The 17,429-nt window shown below is 48.2% G+C and carries 13 protein-coding genes, 5 tRNA genes and 3 rRNA genes; all 21 read left to right on the top strand.

The genetic code is table 11. The annotated features are described in order from the left end of the window. Window positions 1–93: 93 nt before the first annotated feature. The 21 genes from BN3656_RS15325 (at window position 94) to BN3656_RS15225 (ending at window position 17,385) form a co-directional block, all read left to right on the top strand. On the top strand, window positions 94–2,250 hold the full coding sequence (locus tag BN3656_RS15325; RefSeq protein WP_066549973.1) for a Tex family protein: 2,157 nt from the start codon (window positions 94–96) through the stop codon (window positions 2,248–2,250). Continuing rightward, on the top strand, window positions 2,240–2,668 hold the full coding sequence (gene tsaE / locus BN3656_RS15320) for a tRNA (adenosine(37)-N6)-threonylcarbamoyltransferase complex ATPase subunit type 1 TsaE (protein ID WP_066549970.1): 429 nt from the start codon (window positions 2,240–2,242) through the stop codon (window positions 2,666–2,668). Before BN3656_RS15325 ends, tsaE begins: the two co-directional genes overlap by 11 nt. Beyond that, the gene (gene tsaB / locus BN3656_RS15315) at window positions 2,665–3,426 is read left to right on the top strand and encodes a tRNA (adenosine(37)-N6)-threonylcarbamoyltransferase complex dimerization subunit type 1 TsaB (RefSeq protein WP_066549968.1); all 762 of its coding nucleotides are present in this window, start codon (window positions 2,665–2,667) and stop codon (window positions 3,424–3,426) included. The genes tsaE and tsaB overlap by 4 nt, the downstream gene beginning before the upstream one ends. A 31-nt stretch (window positions 3,427–3,457) precedes the next feature. Next, a complete protein-coding gene (gene rimI, locus BN3656_RS15310) occupies window positions 3,458–3,907 on the top strand; it encodes a ribosomal protein S18-alanine N-acetyltransferase (protein WP_066549965.1) in 450 nt (149 codons plus the stop codon). 162 nt (window positions 3,908–4,069) lie between these two features. Further along, complete coding sequence (locus tag BN3656_RS15305; protein ID WP_066549962.1) at window positions 4,070–4,312, top strand: hypothetical protein; 243 nt, start codon at window positions 4,070–4,072, stop codon at window positions 4,310–4,312. 140 nt (window positions 4,313–4,452) lie between these two features. Next, window positions 4,453–5,364 (top strand): ribonuclease Z, encoded by a 912-nt coding sequence (locus BN3656_RS15300; RefSeq protein WP_066549958.1) that lies wholly within the window; start codon window positions 4,453–4,455, stop codon window positions 5,362–5,364. 3 nt (window positions 5,365–5,367) lie between these two features. After that, window positions 5,368–6,402 carry a tRNA (adenosine(37)-N6)-threonylcarbamoyltransferase complex transferase subunit TsaD gene (tsaD, locus tag BN3656_RS15295; RefSeq protein ID WP_066549955.1) on the top strand — a complete coding sequence of 345 codons (1,035 nt, stop codon included), beginning with the start codon at window positions 5,368–5,370 and terminating at the stop codon, window positions 6,400–6,402. Continuing rightward, window positions 6,403–7,140 carry a 2-C-methyl-D-erythritol 4-phosphate cytidylyltransferase gene (gene ispD / locus BN3656_RS15290; protein WP_066549953.1) on the top strand — a complete coding sequence of 246 codons (738 nt, stop codon included), beginning with the start codon at window positions 6,403–6,405 and terminating at the stop codon, window positions 7,138–7,140. A gap of 167 nt (window positions 7,141–7,307) precedes the next feature. Continuing rightward, window positions 7,308–7,393 (top strand) — tRNA-Ser (locus BN3656_RS15285). Between the two features lie 57 nt (window positions 7,394–7,450). Next, a tRNA-Ser gene (locus BN3656_RS15280) sits at window positions 7,451–7,539 on the top strand. 178 nt (window positions 7,540–7,717) lie between these two features. Continuing rightward, a 16S ribosomal RNA gene (locus BN3656_RS15275) occupies window positions 7,718–9,247 on the top strand. A gap of 193 nt (window positions 9,248–9,440) precedes the next feature. Further along, window positions 9,441–9,558, top strand: a 5S ribosomal RNA gene (gene rrf, locus BN3656_RS15270). Window positions 9,559–9,565: 7 nt separating this feature from the next. Next, window positions 9,566–9,639 (top strand) — tRNA-Ile (locus BN3656_RS15265). A 65-nt stretch (window positions 9,640–9,704) separates the two neighbouring features. Then, window positions 9,705–9,777: transfer RNA gene (locus BN3656_RS15260), tRNA-Ala, on the top strand. A gap of 210 nt (window positions 9,778–9,987) precedes the next feature. Beyond that, window positions 9,988–12,871: ribosomal RNA gene (locus BN3656_RS15255) — 23S ribosomal RNA — on the top strand. Together the 16S, 23S and 5S rRNA genes with 5 tRNA genes alongside form the textbook arrangement of a ribosomal RNA operon. 74 nt (window positions 12,872–12,945) lie before the next feature. Then, window positions 12,946–13,017: transfer RNA gene (locus BN3656_RS15250), tRNA-Gly, on the top strand. Window positions 13,018–13,120: 103 nt separating this feature from the next. Continuing rightward, the gene (locus BN3656_RS15245) at window positions 13,121–13,498 is read left to right on the top strand and encodes a VOC family protein (RefSeq protein ID WP_066549950.1); all 378 of its coding nucleotides are present in this window, start codon (window positions 13,121–13,123) and stop codon (window positions 13,496–13,498) included. Between the two features lie 198 nt (window positions 13,499–13,696). Continuing rightward, entirely contained in the window at window positions 13,697–14,716 is a 1,020-nt protein-coding gene (locus BN3656_RS15240) for an iron chelate uptake ABC transporter family permease subunit (RefSeq protein WP_242963023.1), read from the top strand. Then, complete coding sequence (locus BN3656_RS15235; protein WP_066549947.1) at window positions 14,716–15,699, top strand: iron chelate uptake ABC transporter family permease subunit; 984 nt, start codon at window positions 14,716–14,718, stop codon at window positions 15,697–15,699. The genes BN3656_RS15240 and BN3656_RS15235 overlap by 1 nt, the downstream gene beginning before the upstream one ends. Further along, a complete protein-coding gene (locus tag BN3656_RS15230; protein ID WP_066549944.1) occupies window positions 15,696–16,370 on the top strand; it encodes an ATP-binding cassette domain-containing protein in 675 nt (224 codons plus the stop codon). Before BN3656_RS15235 ends, BN3656_RS15230 begins: the two co-directional genes overlap by 4 nt. A 25-nt stretch (window positions 16,371–16,395) precedes the next feature. Beyond that, a complete protein-coding gene (locus BN3656_RS15225; RefSeq protein ID WP_066549936.1) occupies window positions 16,396–17,385 on the top strand; it encodes an ABC transporter substrate-binding protein in 990 nt (329 codons plus the stop codon). Window positions 17,386–17,429 lie beyond the last annotated feature (44 nt).

Raw genomic sequence — 17,429 nt, 5'->3', positions numbered from 1 at the left:
TCCAGTGTCACATCCTGGTGAGTCTTGCATAAGAAGGCAGGATGAATTATAATAAAACAGTTACTGAGAGAATAAAGACAGCGAGGAAAATTAATGGATATTATAAAAACACTGGCCGAAGAATTACAGATCGGCCGCCATCAGGCAGAGGCTGCCGTAAAGCTGATCGATGAAGGAAATACCATTCCGTTTATTGCCAGATACCGCAAGGAGGCCACAGGTTCCTTAAATGATGAGATCCTGCGTGCTCTGGATGAACGTTTAAGATATCTGCGGGGACTGGAAGACCGCAAAAACCAGGTAATCGCCACGATTACAGATCAGGGAAAGATGACGCCTGGACTGGAGCAGCAGATCCGCAGTGCAGCTACCCTGGTAGCAGTGGAGGATTTATACCGCCCCTATAAGCCAAAGCGTCGCACAAGAGCGATGATTGCCCGTGAGAAGGGGCTGGAGCCGTTGGCAGACCTGATTTTTTTACAGGAGGCGAAGGAACCTCTTGAAGAGACAGCGGCTTCCTATGTTTCAGAGGAAAAGGGAGTGGAATCGCCGGAAGCTGCCATTCAGGGTGCCATGGATATTCTGGCGGAGCGGATTTCCGATCATCCGGGGTACCGCACCTGGATCCGTAATATAACGATGAATAAGGGACTTCTTCAGTCCAGTGCAAAGGATGAGAAGGTAAAGTCCGTTTATGAGACCTATTATAATTATGAGGAGCCTGTAAAAAAGGCTGCGGGCCATAGAATTCTGGCGTTAAACCGGGGAGAAAGCGAAAAAATCCTTACAGTAAAGGTGATTCCTCCTGTGGATCAGATCATGGGATATCTGGAAAAGCAGGTGATCGTAAAGAATAATCCATATACTACTCCGGTGTTAAAGGCGGTGGTGAAGGACAGCTATGACCGTCTGACAGGGCCTTCCATAGAGCGTGAAATCCGCAGTGAGATCACAGAAAAGGCAGAGGACGGAGCAATCCGTGTTTTTGGAAAGAATTTAGAGCAGCTTCTGATGCAGCCTCCCATTACAGGCCGTGTGGTTTTAGGCTGGGATCCTGCCTTCCGTACAGGCTGCAAGCTGGCAGTTGTAGACAGCACGGGAAAGGTGCTGGATACCATTGTAATCTATCCCACAGCGCCTCAGAATAAGGTAGAGGAATCAAAGAAGATTTTAAAGGAAATGATCCACAAATACAACATTTCCCTGATATCGGTAGGAAATGGTACAGCTTCCAGAGAATCGGAGCAGGTAATAGTGGAACTGTTAAAGGAAATCAAGGAGCCGGTGAAGTATGTGATCGTAAATGAGGCCGGAGCCTCCGTATATTCTGCGAGCAAACTTGCCACAGAGGAATTTCCGGCATTTGATGTGGGCCAGAGAAGTGCAGTGTCCATTGCCCGCCGCCTGCAGGATCCTCTGGCGGAACTGGTAAAGATCGATCCCAAATCCATTGGCGTAGGCCAGTATCAGCATGATATGAATCAGAAAAAGCTGGGAGCTGCCTTAGAAGGTGTGGTAGAAGACTGTGTAAACAGGGTAGGTGTGGACATAAATACCGCATCTGCCTCCCTTTTGGAATACGTTTCAGGCATCAATAAGACGCTGGCAAAAAACATTGTGGCGTACCGTGAGGAAAACGGCGCATTTAAGAGCAGAAAGCAGCTTTTAAAGGTAGCCAAGCTGGGGCCTAAGGCTTTTGAACAGTGCGCAGGATTTATGCGTATTACAGGAGGAGCGGAACCCTTAGACGGTACCAGTGTCCATCCGGAAAGCTATGGCGCAGCTAAGGCCATTTTACAGAGCCTTGGATACAGGGAAGAGGAACTGGCGCGTGGAGGAATTCCCGGTATCAGCCGAAAAATCCGTGACTATAAGAAAATGGCAGAGGAAGTGGGAGTTGGAGAAATCACGCTCAGAGACATTGCGGGCGAGCTGGAAAAACCGGCCAGAGATCCCAGAGATGAGATGCCAAGGCCGGTTCTGCGCAGCGATATTCTGGAAATGAAGGATTTAAAAGCCGGCATGGTATTAAAGGGAACAGTACGCAATGTAATTGATTTTGGAGCCTTTGTGGATATCGGTGTCCATCAGGATGGGTTGGTGCACATTTCACAGATGACAGACCGCTACATCCGTCACCCTATGGACGCAGTGAGCGTAGGAGATGTGGTTGATGTAAAGATTCTGGCAGTGGATCTGGAGAAAAAACGGATTTCTCTCACCATGAAAGGGGTAAAGGATGGTAATTGAAACATTTGATCCAAAGGAAACCTATGATCTTGGCGTGAAAATGGGAGAGCAGGCCCAGGCAGGGCAGGTGATTTGCTTAAACGGTGACCTGGGTGTGGGAAAAACTGTGTTTACTCAGGGGTTTGCAGCCGGTCTTGGCATCACAGAGCCTGTAAACAGCCCTACATTTACCATTGTGCAGCAGTATGAGGATGGGCGTCTGCCGCTGTATCATTTTGACGTATATCGGATCGGTGATATCAGCGAAATGGATGAGATCGGCTATGAAGACTGCTTTTACGGTCAGGGAGTGACATTGATCGAGTGGTCGGAGCTGATCCGGGAAATCCTGCCGGAACATGTGACGGAAGTGACCATAGAAAAGGATATGGAAAAAGGATTCGACTACAGACGAATCCGTGTGGAGGAGAAAGAATGAGAGTGTTAGGAATCGAAAGTTCATCTCTGGTAGCCAGCGTGGCTCTTGTGACGGATGATATTCTTACAGGAGAATATACGGCCAACTTTAAAAAGACCCATTCTCAGACTCTGCTTCCCATGCTGGATGAGCTGGCAAAGCTTCTGGAGCTGGATCTTAATACCGTTGACGCCATTGCTGTGGCAGGAGGGCCGGGTTCATTTACAGGCTTAAGAATTGGTGCGGCCACTGCCAAGGGCCTTGGACTGGCATTAAAAAAGCCTCTGATCCATGTTCCTACCGTCGATGCTCTGGCATATAATATGTGGGGAGCCTCTGGCCTGATCTGCCCGATTATGGATGCCAGACGCCGTCAGGTCTATACGGGTCTGTATCAGATGGAACAGGGGATTCATATTCAGCTGGAACAGCAGCCTATGGATATGGGAGATCTGGCAGAAGAATTAAACCGCAGGGGAGAACGTGTGATTTTTCTGGGAGACGGAGTTCCGGCCTATAGGGAAATGATACAGGAAATGGTAAAGGTTCCCTTTGAATTTGCTCCGGCCCAGATGAACCGCCAGAGGGCAGCCAGTGTGGCAGCGCTTGGAAGCCTTGCTCTGAAGGAAGAGGGCGACGGCTGCGGATACCATAGTGCGTTTTTAGTGTCTGCCGGAGAATTCAATCCCGATTATCTGAGAAAATCACAGGCAGAACGCCAGAGGGAGGCTGAACTGTCGCCAGAGGGCGCTGCCGGAAAGCTTCCGGGAGATTATTAAAAATATCATTTCTGCTGGCAAAGGAGTCGTTATGAATCAGAATTTGAGGGTACGCCGGATGGAAGCCGGAGACCTTTTACGGGCAGCGGCACTGGAGCAGAGCAGTTTTTCTCAGCCCTGGTCTGAAAAGCTGCTTGCAGAGGGCTTAAACAGTCCTCTGGATACATATTTTGTATGTACCTGTGAAAATGAAATCGCGGGCTACTGCGTTCTGCGTGTCCTGGCAGATGAGGGAGAACTGCAGAGGATTGCGGTGTTTTCAGAATACCGCAGGCAGGGAGTCGGCAGGAAACTGATGGAAGCCATGTTAGCAGCCGCAAGGGAAGAGGGCGCATCCTCTGTTTCCCTGGAGGTCAGAGAAAGTAATGTAGGAGCCATGCGTCTTTACGAAGAATACGGTTTCTGTCAGGAGGCAGTCCGCAAAAAGTATTACCAGGAGCCGGAGGAAGATGCAGTGATCATGTGGAACCGCAGTTTGTGACTGGTCTTTTGGAATTGCGGAGGAAAATATACAGCAATTCCCACTTAAAATTACAGAATCCTGTGTATATAATGGAGAGGAATCGAACATTCCTCTCCGTTTTGCGTATTATGGCCGGAAGAAGGAAGCGAGGATCATGAAAGAGAAAGGCGAGGTATATTGATGAAAAAGTACAATAAGAATGGACAGTTAGAGACACTGATCTGTAACGGCTGCGGGAAGAAACTGGCAGTGAGCCAAGGGATTATACGAGAGGGAGCCATATCCATAGACCATGTGTGGGATTATTTTTCCGAAAAGGACGGGCAGGTTCATCATTTTGATCTGTGTGAGGAATGTTATGACCAGATGATAAATAGGTTTCGGATTCCTGTTTCCATAGAGGAACAGATAGAATATCTGTAAAAGGAAGCCGGACGGGTGTTTTTCTCAGGGCTCTTGATTATTGGGCCGCATCTGTGTTATGATTTGAAAAAGCCGGTTTTGCGGAACGGTGAAAATGTTCCGAAACGGTGCGACTTGACATAGAAAATGAGGAAAATAATATGCTTGATATATGTTTGCTGGGAACGGGGGGGATGATGCCCCTGCCCTATCGATGGCTTACATCCATGATGGCCAGATGCGGCGGCAGTAATCTTCTTATTGACTGCGGAGAGGGAACACAGGTTGCGTTAAAAGAAAAGGGCTGGAGCCCTAAACCCATTGATACTATCTGCTTTACACATTACCATGCGGATCATATCAGTGGTCTTCCGGGTCTGCTTTTAACTATGGGTAACGCAGAGCGTACAGAGCCTCTGACCCTGATTGGCCCCAGAGGACTGGAAAGAGTAGTAAATGCACTGCGTATGATAGCTCCAGAGCTTCCTTTTGAGCTTCGGATGATTGAACTGACAGAAAACAGGCAGCAGCTTACAGCCGGCCCTTATATCATTGATGCATATAAGGTTAACCACAATGTTCTCTGCTATGGGTATACGATTCGCATTCCCAGAAAAGGCCGTTTTGATGTAGAACGTGCAAAGGAGCAGCAGATCCCACAGAAATTCTGGAACCGTCTTCAGAAGGGCGAAGAGATTGAGTGCGAAGGTCGCCTGTTTACACCGGATATGGTTCTGGGGCCCGACCGCAGGGGACTCAAGGTAACGTACTGTACGGATACGCGCCCTGTTCCTGTGATTGCAGAGTACGCCGCCGGTTCAGATCTCTTTATCTGTGAGGGCATGTACGGAGAAAAGGAAAAGGCTTCCAAAGCCAGAGAATATAAGCACATGACCTTTTATGAGGCAGCTGCTCTGGCGAAAGAGGCGAAACCGGGACAGCTCTGGCTGACCCATTACAGCCCGTCTCTTACCCGTCCGGATGATTATATGGACGAGGTCCGCAAGATTTTTCCGCGGGCTAAGGCTGCAAGAGACGGGTGGACCATGGAACTGGAATTTGATGAGGAGTGAAAAATGAACGTGAATCATACAGAAGATGTACTGATACTTGCAATTGAGAGTTCCTGCGATGAAACGGCAGCTTCCGTGGTAAAAAACGGGCGTACAGTGCTGTCCAATGTGATTTCCTCTCAGATAGCAACCCATACGGTATATGGGGGTGTGGTGCCGGAGATTGCCTCCAGAGAACATATTAAGGCAATTAATTATGTGATAGAGCGGGCATTGGCAGAGGCAGAAACAACACTGGATGATATTACAGCAATTGGAGTGACATATGGTCCAGGTCTGGTGGGGGCTCTTTTGGTAGGAGTGGCAGAGGCTAAAGCTATTGCTTATGCAGCCCGAAAGCCACTTATAGGTGTTCACCATATTGAAGGCCATGTATCAGCCAATTTTATTGAAAATAAAGATCTGGAACCACCATTTATCTGTCTGATTGTGTCAGGAGGACATACCCATCTTGTAGTTGTAAAGGATTATGGGGAATTTGAAATTATTGGCCATACCAGAGATGATGCTGCTGGGGAAGCTTTTGATAAAGTGGCCCGTGCAGTGGGACTGGGGTATCCTGGTGGTCCAAAGATTGATAAGGCAGCAAAAGAAGGAAATCCCCATGCTATTGAATTCCCAAGGGGTAAAGTGGCAGATTCACCCTATGATTTTAGCTTCAGTGGTTTAAAGTCGGCCGTTTTGAATCACATCAATCATGCAAAAATGACGGGTGAAGAGATTTGTGTACCGGATCTTGTGGCATCTTTCCAGAATTCGGTAGTGGATTCCCTGGTAAGCCGTGCTATTCATGCGGCAAAGGAATACGGATACAGCAAACTTGCTATTGCAGGAGGAGTGGCATCAAATACAGCACTTCGCGCAGCAATGAAAAAGGCCTGTGAAGAGAATGAAATTGCATTTTATCATCCATCTCCTGTTTTTTGTACAGATAATGCGGCTATGATCGGTGCGGCTGCTTATTATGAATATATTCGAGGAAACAGATCTGGCTGGGATCTTAATGCCGTACCCAATTTGAAACTGGGGGAGAGATAGATGAAAAAATTCTGTACAGCAGTTGTACTGGCGGCAGGAAGAGGCAGCCGAATGGGAACTGCACTGGCGAAGCAGTATCTGACATTGGGAGATAAGCCTGTTGTGGTCTATTCGTTAGAAGCCTTTCAGGCATCTCCTGTTATAGATGAGATTATTCTTATTACTGATAAAGACCATATTGAATATTGCTGGGAAAAATTGGTTCATCCATATGGGATTACCAAGGTAACAGCAGTTGCTCCGGGAGGAAAGGAACGCTATGAAAGCGTATGGAAGGCTCTCTGTCTTCTTTGCGGGAAAAATTCGCGGAATGAAGCTGGGGCTTCGGCCGGAGACGGTTATGTTTTCATTCATGACGGGGCCAGGCCTTTTATTACGGAGGATATAATTGAGAGAGTATATAAGGATACAGAAAAATGGGATGCCTGTGTAGTGGGAATGCCGGTTAAGGATACCATTAAGCAGACGGATGAAAATGGTGTGATTCTGGATACTCCGGATCGCAGCAGAATCTGGCAGGCGCAGACACCTCAGGTTTTTTCGGTTCCCCTTATTATGGAGGCATTTCAGCGGCAGCTGTCCCAGGACTGCAGACGTGTTACGGATGACAGTATGATAGTGGAAAACCAGATGGGTGTTAAGGTGCATATGACTGAAGGCAGCTATACCAATATTAAGATTACAACCCCGGAAGACCTGGCTGTTGCAGAGGCTATTTTGACTCAATATAAAAAATGAAAAATAATTGTAAAAAAAGTGTTGACATCTGTCGAATGGCGTGGTATTATAACTGAGCTGTCGCTGATACGGCAGATGCAACACACAAGAGAAAATAAACTTTTGAAAAAAATCAAAAAAACTCTTGACAAAATGCTTTTAACCTTGTAAAATAGAAAAGCACGTTTGGAGAGATATCGAAGTGGTCATAACGAGGCGGTCTTGAAAACCGTTTGTCCGAAAGGGCGCGTGGGTTCGAATCCCACTCTCTCCGCTTGGGACAAACATTGAGATTTGTCTTGAACAGAATAAAGATTAAAAGATCAACCAAGCAGAAGTACCCAAGTGGTTGAAGGGGCTCCCCTGGAAAGGGAGTAGGTCGTTAGTAGCGGCGCGAGGGTTCAAATCCCTCCTTCTGCGTTGGCAACGCAAGTTGCAAGTACCTTGAGAATTAAAGACTGAATAATACACAAACCCTGAAAATTCTAACAATTCAAAAGGTTTGGTTTAGACCTTAGGATTTGAGAAAAATCAGAACAAAAACCAAGTAAAAGATAACATTAGCCAAGCTAAGTAATCTTGAATAAGAATCAACTTTAAACATGAGAGTTTGATCCTGGCTCAGGATGAACGCTGGCGGCGTGCCTAACACATGCAAGTCGAGCGAAGCGGTTTTAAGGAAGTTTTCGGATGGAATTAAAACTGACTGAGCGGCGGACGGGTGAGTAACGCGTGGGTAACCTGCCTCATACAGGGGGATAACAGTTAGAAATGGCTGCTAATACCGCATAAGCACACAGCTTCGCATGGAGCAGTGTGAAAAACTCCGGTGGTATGAGATGGACCCGCGTCTGATTAGCTAGTTGGTAAGGTAACGGCTTACCAAGGCGACGATCAGTAGCCGACCTGAGAGGGTGACCGGCCACATTGGGACTGAGACACGGCCCAAACTCCTACGGGAGGCAGCAGTGGGGAATATTGCACAATGGGGGAAACCCTGATGCAGCGACGCCGCGTGAGTGAAGAAGTATCTCGGTATGTAAAGCTCTATCAGCAGGGAAGAAAATGACGGTACCTGACTAAGAAGCCCCGGCTAACTACGTGCCAGCAGCCGCGGTAATACGTAGGGGGCAAGCGTTATCCGGATTTACTGGGTGTAAAGGGAGCGTAGACGGCGGAGCAAGTCTGAAGTGAAAGCCCGGGGCTCAACCCCGGGACTGCTTTGGAAACTGTTCTGCTAGAGTGCTGGAGAGGTAAGTGGAATTCCTAGTGTAGCGGTGAAATGCGTAGATATTAGGAGGAACACCAGTGGCGAAGGCGGCTTACTGGACAGTAACTGACGTTGAGGCTCGAAAGCGTGGGGAGCAAACAGGATTAGATACCCTGGTAGTCCACGCCGTAAACGATGAATGCTAGGTGTTGGAGGGCAAAGCCCTTCGGTGCCGCCGCAAACGCAATAAGCATTCCACCTGGGGAGTACGTTCGCAAGAATGAAACTCAAAGGAATTGACGGGGACCCGCACAAGCGGTGGAGCATGTGGTTTAATTCGAAGCAACGCGAAGAACCTTACCAAGTCTTGACATCCCCCTGACCGGACAGTAATGTGTCCTTTCCTTCGGGACAGGGGAGACAGGTGGTGCATGGTTGTCGTCAGCTCGTGTCGTGAGATGTTGGGTTAAGTCCCGCAACGAGCGCAACCCTTATCCTTAGTAGCCAGCAGTAAGATGGGCACTCTAGGGAGACTGCCAGGGATAACCTGGAGGAAGGTGGGGATGACGTCAAATCATCATGCCCCTTATGATTTGGGCTACACACGTGCTACAATGGCGTAAACAAAGAGAAGCGAGCCTGCGAGGGGGAGCGAATCTCAAAAATAACGTCCCAGTTCGGACTGTAGTCTGCAACCCGACTACACGAAGCTGGAATCGCTAGTAATCGCGGATCAGAATGCCGCGGTGAATACGTTCCCGGGTCTTGTACACACCGCCCGTCACACCATGGGAGTCAGCAACGCCCGAAGTCAGTGACTCAACCGCAAGGAGAGAGCTGCCGAAGGCGGGGCAGGTAACTGGGGTGAAGTCGTAACAAGGTAGCCGTATCGGAAGGTGCGGCTGGATCACCTCCTTTCTAAGGAAAGAATGAAGTAAGGGTTTTATATACTGTTTAGTGTTCAACAGGGAGACTTGTTAAGAAAACTGCATTTCTGGTGCTGATGCGCTCGGGGGAAACACCCGTACCCATCCCGAACACGATGGTTAAGACCTGAGCGGCCGANAGTAAGGGTTGTGTATTATTGAGTCTTTAAAACAAGGTATACATTTCCGGTGGCGATGCGCTTAGGGGAAACACCCGTACCCATCCCGAACACGATGGTTAAGACTTAAGCGGCCGATGGTACTATGCTGGAGACGGCATGGGAGAGCAGGTGGCTGCCGGATCACAACCGGGCTTATAGCTCAGCCGGTTAGAGCGCACGCCTGATAAGCGTGAGGTCGGTGGTTCGAGTCCACTTAAGCCCACTGGACAAATGTCCATTAAATAGAATATAGGGATTGCCTTGAAAAAAGGGAAGACCCGCATCCGTGGGGGTGTAGCTCAGTTGGGAGAGCACCTGCCTTGCAAGCAGGGGGTCAAGAGTTCGAATCTCTCCATCTCCACTCGCCAAGCATGAGAGTGCGAGGCGCACATGTACCTTGAAAACCGCATATTGAACAAAAAGAATTGAATATTCAATCGAATATCAAGACATCCGAGGCCATGCAAGAGATTGCATGGAAACAAACAACAAATTTGTAAACCTAGAACCAAAGGATGCAACGCTATGCATCTAAAGATAAGTAGCCCGCACCCGCAGGCGAACATCGTTTGGTCAAGCTATAAAGAGCGCAGGGTGGATGCCTTGGCACTAAGAGCCGATGAAAGACGTGATAAGCTGCGAAAAGCTTCGGGGAGGAGCAAATATCCATTGATCCGGAGATATCTGAATGGGGAAACCCGGCTGAGCAACCCTCAGTCACCGTACAGTGAATCCATAGCTGTGCGGAGGGAACCCGGTGAACTGAAACATCTAAGTAGCCGGAGGAAAAGAAAGAAACATCGATTCCGGGAGTAGCGGCGAGCGAAACCGGAGGAGCCTAAACCAGCGTGCGTGCATGCTGGGGTTACGGACTGCATAAGTGAGCTGATTCGTTAATGGAACGGGCTGGGAAGCCCGGCCAGAGAGAGTGAGAGCCTCGTACATGAAAGCGATAGGCAGCGGCAGGATCCAGAGTACCGCGGGACACGAGAAACCCTGCGGGAAGTCGGAGGGACCACCCTCCAAGGCTAAATACTCCTTAGTGACCGATAGCGCATAGTACTGTGAAGGAAAGGTGAAAAGGACCCCGGGAGGGGAGTGAAAGAGAACCTGAAACCCTGTGTTTACAAGCTGTGGGAGCACGTTAAGGTGCGACCGCGTACTTTTTGTAGAACGGTCCGGCGAGTTGCCGGCGCTGGCAAGGTTAAGCGGTAAAGCCGTGGAGCCGAAGGGAAACCAAGTCTCAAATGGGCGTAAAGTCAGCGCAGGCAGACCCGAAACCGGGTGACCTATCCATGTCCAGGTTGAAGCGGAAGTAAAATTCCGTGGAGGACCGGATCCACATCCGTTGAAAAGGGTGGGAATGAGGTGTGGATAGGGGAGAAATTCCAATCGAACCCGGAGATAGCTGGTTCTCCTCGAAATAGCTTTAGGGCTAGCCTCGTATTAGTTTAGCGGAGGTAGAGCACTGAATTCCTAAGGGGGCGTCAAAGCTTACCAAGGGATATCAAACTCCGAATGCCGCATAAATGATGTACGGGAGTCAGACTGCACGAGATAAGTTGGGCAGTCGAAAGGGAAAGAGCCCAGACCTACAGCTAAGGTCCCAAAGTGTGTGTTAAGTGGAAAAGGATGTGGGATTTCAGAGACAACCAGGATGTTGGCTTAGAAGCAGCCACACATTCAAAGAGTGCGTAATAGCTCACTGGTCGAGAGGTCCTGCGCCGAAAATGTCCGGGGCTGAAACACAACACCGAAGCTTAGGAACGAGAGATCGTTGGTAGAGGAGCATTCTTAAAGGGGCGAAGCAGTACCGGCAAGGAGCTGTGGACTTTTAAGAAGAGAGAATGCCGGAATGAGTAGCGAGATGGAGGTGGGAATCCTCCAGGCCGAATATCCAAGGTTTCCAGAGTAAAGCTGATCTGCTCTGGGTAAGTCGGGGCCTAAGGCGAGGCTGAAAAGCGTAGCCGATGGACAACAGGTTGAGATTCCTGTACCGCGTATCATCAGAACTGTGGGGACACAGAAGGACAGCACATCCCGGGAATGGGAAGACCGGGGCAAGCAGGGTAGGAGTCAGGCAGGCAAATCCGTCTGGCAATCCGAAGCTGTGATGCGGAGCGAACAGAAGTAGCGAAGTGTGCGATTCCGGCTGTCAAGAAAAGCCGCTATTGTGTGATACGTGCCCGTACCGTAAACCGACACAGGTAGATGAGGAGAGAATCCTAAGGCCGGCGGGAGAAGCATTGTTAAGGAACTCGGCAAAATGACCCTGTAACTTCGGGAGAAAGGGTGCCTGGGAAACCAGGCCGCAGAGAATAGGCTCAAGCAACTGTTTAGCAAAAACACAGGTCTATGCAAAACCGTAAGGTGAGGTATATGGGCTGACGCCTGCCCGGTGCTGGAAGGTTAAGAGGAGAGGTTAGAGCAATCGAAGCTTTGAATTGAAGCCCCAGTAAACGGCGGCCGTAACTATAACGGTCCTAAGGTAGCGAAATTCCTTGTCGGGTAAGTTCCGACCCGCACGAAAGGCGTAATGATTTGAGCGCTGTCTCAACAATGCACCCGGTGAAATTGAAATACCAGTGAAGATGCTGGTTACCCGCGCCAGGACGGAAAGACCCCATGGAGCTTTACTCCAGCTTGATACTGGGATTCGGTACTGCATGTACAGGATAGGTGGGAGGCTTTGAATCATGGACGCCAGTCTGTGAGGAGCCGCTGTTGGGATACCACCCTTGCGGTATTGGATTTCTAACCTGCAGCCATGACCTGGCTGGGGGACAATGTCAGGCGGGGAGTTTGACTGGGGCGGTCGCCTCCGAAAGGGTATCGGAGGCGCTCAAAGGTTCCCTCATAATGGTTGGAAACCATTAGAAGAGTGCAAAGGCATAAGGGAGCTTGACTGCGACACCGACGGGTGGAGCAGGTACGAAAGTAGGACTTAGTGATCCGGTGGTATGAAAGTGGGATTGCCATCGCTCAACGGATAAAAGCTACCCTGGGGATAACAGGCTTATCACTCCCAAGAGTTCACATCGACGGAGTGGTTTGGCACCTCGATGTCGGCTCATCGCATCCTGGGGCTGTAGCAGGTCCCAAGGGTTGGGCTGTTCGCCCATTAAAGCGGTACGCGAGCTGGGTTCAGAACGTCGTGAGACAGTTCGGTCCCTATCCGGCGCGGGCGTAGGATATTTGAGAGGAGCTGTCCTTAGTACGAGAGGACCGGGATGGACAGACCGCTGGTGTACCTGTTGGCCTACCAAGGCCATGGCAGGGTAGCCAAGTCTGGACGGGATAAACGCTGAAGGCATCTAAGCGTGAAGCCCCCCTCAAGATGAGATATCCCATCGCAAGAGTAAGACCCCTTGAAGACGACGAGGTAGATAGGTCAGAGGTGGAAGTGCAGCAATGCATGGAGCTGACTGATACTAATCGGTCGAGGGCTTGACCAGAAGGTTTAGGGAAAACGGTTGTGGCTTGGTTGTTCAGTATGTGGTTTTGAAGGTATATGTGAAATGTACTAAATGCGCGAGTGGCTCAGTGGTGGAGCACCACCTTGCCAAGGTGGGGGCCGCGGGTTCGAATCCCGTCTCGCGCTTTTTTTATTGGCTGGAATTGCTTGATTTTTCAAGAATTTCAGCCATTTTGCATTCTCTGAAAATTGGTAGACAGTTGTAGACAGGAAGAAAGGAAGATCGACCATGAAGCTGAAGAACATTCTTCTTGCAGTAAAAGATATCGAAAAATCAAGGCAATTTTATCACGAACTCTTTGGCCTTCAGACCGTGCTTAATAGTGAAGGAAATATGATTTTAACGGAAGGCCTTGTGCTTCAGGATGAAAAAATCTGGAGGGAAGCTCTGGGGAAGGAGATTATTCCTGAAAATAATTTCTGCGAGTTGTATTTTGAAGAGCCGGAGATAGAAGCTTTTATCTGTAAATTGGAAACACAATATCCGTCGATTCAGTATGTCAATCGGCTTACAGAGTACAGTTGGGGACAGAAGATGGTGCGCTTCTATGATTTGGACGGCAATCTGATTGAAGTAAGAACACCCATGTACAAAGGAAAGCTATAGGCATTTGGAAAACAGCTGTCGAGTTCTGCAAGATAATTCTTGACAAAAAATAAAAGTTAGTGTATTCTAATCATGCTCATGTGCATCGACTGCGATACTTTAAAAGGTCAGCAGCAGATACACATTTTATTTTATTCAAAAGTTAGATAGAACTAACTAAAAAAAGGAGGTACTACTATTAATAGTCGATTTTTAACGGTGATTCTGGCCCTGGCTCTTTTATGCCTGTCTGCGGCATCTTTGTTCATTGGAGTAATTGATCTTACGCCATCCCATTTGATTACGGGAGGGGCAGAGCAGCTTGAGATTTTACTGATTTCCCGTCTTCCCCGCCTTCTTGCGATTCTCTGCACAGGTGTGGGAATGAGCGTAGCAGGTCTGATGATGCAGCAGCTTTGTATGAATAAATTTGTATCTCCTACCACAGGAGCTACTATTTCATCAGCGCAGTTTGGCATCCTTCTGGCACTTTTGTTTATGCCAGGTTCTACACTTTGGGGACGGGCGCTGTTTGCATTCGGAGCAGCGTTGGCAGGCACCTGGATTTTTGTCTGGTTTATTCAGAGGATACCGTTCAAGGATGCGGTTATGGTTCCGCTGGTGGGAATTATGTTTAACAATGTGATTTCCGGAATGACCAGCTATCTGGCATATAAATATGAAATGACACAGGCATTATCTTCCTGGCTGGTGGGACATTTTTCCATGGTTTTAAGAGGAAGGTATGAAATCGTTTATCTGACAGTCCCGCTGGTAATCCTGGCATTTCTTTTTGCCAATCACTTCAATATTGTGGGAATGGGACGTGATTTTTCGGAAAATCTCGGTGTGCCCTATCACCTGATCCTGTTTCTGGGGCTTACCATTTCAGCTATGATCACAGCCTCTATTGTAGTGGTGGTCGGTTCCATTTCCTATATCGGCCTTATCGTTCCCAATGTGATTTCCATGATAAAGGGGGACAGGATCAGAGGTACGCTGACAGATACCGCACTGTTTGGAGCCGTGTTTGTTCTGGCCTGTGACATGATTGGGCGAAGCGTGATTGCCCCTTATGAACTTCCAATCGAATTGATTGTAGGGATTGTAGGAAGTATCCTTTTCATTGTCATTATATTTTACAGGCTGAAGTACGGAAAAAAATCCGTTGTATTCAAGCTTCCTCAGATAAAAAATATGAGAGTTATGGAAGCAGGGAAAGGGAGGAAAATACAGTGATGCAGAAGAACGCTCATAAAACTCGGGCCGGGCTGCTCCTTATGGCAGTTCTGGCGCTTGGCGCGGCAGCCCTTTATATGCTTGTAAATGTGGATTTTGAAAATGAGAAGCTGTTTGCATATGCCATGCGTATTCGTGCTCCCAAACTGTTTGCCATGATGATCACAGCATTTGCCATTGGCGGGGCATCTCTGGTATTTCAGTCCGTTATCAATAATACCATTGTGACTCCCTGCCTTTTGGGAATGAATTCCCTCTATATGCTGATTCATACGGCAGTTATCTTTGCAGCAGGATCAGGCAGTATACTGGCTGTTAATGCAAAGGCGGCCTTTGGAGTGGATTTATTGATCATGGGAACCGCTGCAACGGTGATTTACAGCACACTGTTTAGGAAAACCGGCCATAATGTGCTCTATGTACTTCTGATCGGTACTGTGCTCAATTCATTTTTCGGTAGTGTGCAGTCTGCGCTTACGCGGATTATGGATCCCAATGAGTATGACAGCCTTCTTGCAGATCTGGTAGCAAGCTTTGCAAATGTAAATTCTGAAATTATGGTCATTGCGGCTTTAGTGCTGGCGCTTGTGGTGTTTGCTCTGAGGAAGGAGTTAGCACTTCTGGATGTGATCACATTGGGAAAGGATCAGGCAGTTAATCTGGGGATAGATTATGACAGATGCATCCGTCGTCTGCTTCTTGGAGTGGCATTATTTATCGCAGTGGCTACGGCCATGGTAGGATCGGTTTCCTTTTTAGGACTGATTCTTGCGAATCTTTCCCGTCAGCTTCTAAAGACTTACCGCCACAGCCAGTTGATTTTAGGCTCCGTATTTTTTGGGATCATCATCCTGGTGGGCGGGCAGCTGATCGTGGAGCAGGTATTTACCTATACAGTACCGGTAAGTGTTTTTATTACATTTTTTGGCGGCATTTATTTTCTATATCTGCTGCTTACTGAAAGGAGGCGTCGCGGCCTGTGAGAATTAGAGAACTGATTAAAAAATATGATGGAAAAACAGTGGTGGATTCGGTCAGCTTTCAGATCCCCAGGGGAAAGGTAACTTCCTTTATCGGCCCGAACGGAGCAGGCAAATCTACGGTTATGGGAATGATTTCCAGACGGCTTGCAATCCTGACCCAGAGCAACCAGATCCAGATGAAACTTACCGTAGAAGAGCTGGTGGCATTTGGGCGTTTTCCCTATTCCGGAGGCCGTTTGACGGATGAGGATAAACGGATAATTGACCGGGCGATTTCCTATATGGAACTGGAGGCCTTCAGGGAGCGGTTCATAGATGAGCTGTCCGGAGGCCAGCGCCAGAGAGCCTATATTGCCATGGTAATTGCTCAGGATACAGAATATATTCTGTTGGACGAACCCACTAACAACCTGGATATTTACCATGCCACGAATCTGATGAAAATGGTGCGCCGTCTCTGTGATGAGCTGGGAAAAACAGTAGTGCTGGTGCTTCATGAGATTAATTATGCGGCCTTTTACTCTGATTATATCTGCGCATTTGCAGATGGAAAAGTAGAAAAATTTGGAAAAGTAGAAGAGGTTATCACAAAAGAGACTTTGTCAAAACTGTACAGGGTAGAGTTTGAGATTATGGAGATTGAGGGAAAACCTCTTTCAATCTGGTATTAAAAAAAGAAAACAGGAGAAATTGAAAATGAAGAAAACAGGATTATTGATACTTGCTGCGGTTATGGTGCTGGGGCTTTCCGCCTGCTCCGGTTCAAATGAGACAAATCAAAGCCAGACGGAGGCTGTTACAAAGGCAGAACCGTCGGTTGTTACCGTTAAAACCTTAAATGGAGATAAGAAGGAGGTGGATTTGGAGGTTCCCTTTGACCCAAAGAGGGTTGCTGTGATGGATATGGCGGCGCTGGACATTTTAGAACAGCTGGGACTGGAAGAACGGGTAGTGGGCGCTTCCGATACTTCCTTAGATTATCTTGAAAAATATATGGAAAAAGAGCAGGTTGCAGCTCTCGGCACGATTAAGGAGGCGGATATGGAGGCAGTGATGGCCAGTGAGCCGGATGTGATTTTTATAGGCGGCAGACTGGCAAAGTCTTATGATGCTTTAAGCGAGATCGCTCCTGTCGTGTATCTGTCCATAGATACCCAGCTTGGAACATTGGAAAGTGTCCGAAAAAATGCCGGGATCATTGCGTCCATATTTGGATTGGAGGAGCAGGCAGACCAGCTGCTTGAGGGATTTGAGGAACGGCTTGCAGCGCTGGCTGGATTTTCAACGGATAAGGCAGCGATTGTGGGGATGGTTACAAGCGGAGGTTTTAATGTTCTTGGGAATGACGGCAGATGCTCCCTGATCAGCCGGGAAGCCGGATTTGAGAATATTGGAGTTGATGCAGAGATTGACACATCAACTCATGGAAATGAAGCATCCTTTGAGTTTGTTGTGGAAAAGGAGCCGGATTATGTGTTTGTACTGGACCGGGATGCTGCAGTGGGAACAGAGGGCGCGAAGCTTGCACAGGAGATTATGGAAAATGAGCTGATAATGGGAACAGAAGCGTATCGGAATGGAAATCTGATTTATCTGTCCAATCCGGCTGTATGGTATACCGCAGAGGGCGGTATCCGTGCTCTGGATCAGATGATCGGGGATCTGGAATTTGCACTGTTAAAATAAAGTTGTAATAGCCGGTTTTTTGTACTATAATAGGCGGGATACTT

This window comes from Clostridium sp. AT4, assembly GCF_001517625.2.
Classification (GTDB): domain Bacteria; phylum Bacillota; class Clostridia; order Lachnospirales; family Lachnospiraceae; genus Enterocloster.
Note: the sequence above shows the minus strand (reverse complement) of the source record. Positions and strands in the feature narration are given on the sequence as shown.

Bases quoted from the DNA above. Each gene is read 5' to 3' on its own strand.
- BN3656_RS15235 (WP_066549947.1), top strand. From the start codon at position 14,716: ATGCAGAAGAACGCTCATAAAACTCGGGCCGGGCTGCTCCTTATGGCA.
- tsaB (WP_066549968.1), top strand. From the start codon at position 2,665: ATGAGAGTGTTAGGAATCGAAAGTTCATCTCTGGTAGCCAGCGTGGCT.
- BN3656_RS15245 (WP_066549950.1), top strand. From the start codon at position 13,121: ATGAAGCTGAAGAACATTCTTCTTGCAGTAAAAGATATCGAAAAATCA.
- rimI (WP_066549965.1), top strand. From the start codon at position 3,458: ATGAATCAGAATTTGAGGGTACGCCGGATGGAAGCCGGAGACCTTTTA.
- BN3656_RS15325 (WP_066549973.1), top strand. From the start codon at position 94: ATGGATATTATAAAAACACTGGCCGAAGAATTACAGATCGGCCGCCAT.
- BN3656_RS15300 (WP_066549958.1), top strand. From the start codon at position 4,453: ATGCTTGATATATGTTTGCTGGGAACGGGGGGGATGATGCCCCTGCCC.
- tsaE (WP_066549970.1), top strand. From the start codon at position 2,240: ATGGTAATTGAAACATTTGATCCAAAGGAAACCTATGATCTTGGCGTG.
- tsaD (WP_066549955.1), top strand. From the start codon at position 5,368: ATGAACGTGAATCATACAGAAGATGTACTGATACTTGCAATTGAGAGT.
- BN3656_RS15305 (WP_066549962.1), top strand. From the start codon at position 4,070: ATGAAAAAGTACAATAAGAATGGACAGTTAGAGACACTGATCTGTAAC.
- BN3656_RS15225 (WP_066549936.1), top strand. From the start codon at position 16,396: ATGAAGAAAACAGGATTATTGATACTTGCTGCGGTTATGGTGCTGGGG.
- ispD (WP_066549953.1), top strand. From the start codon at position 6,403: ATGAAAAAATTCTGTACAGCAGTTGTACTGGCGGCAGGAAGAGGCAGC.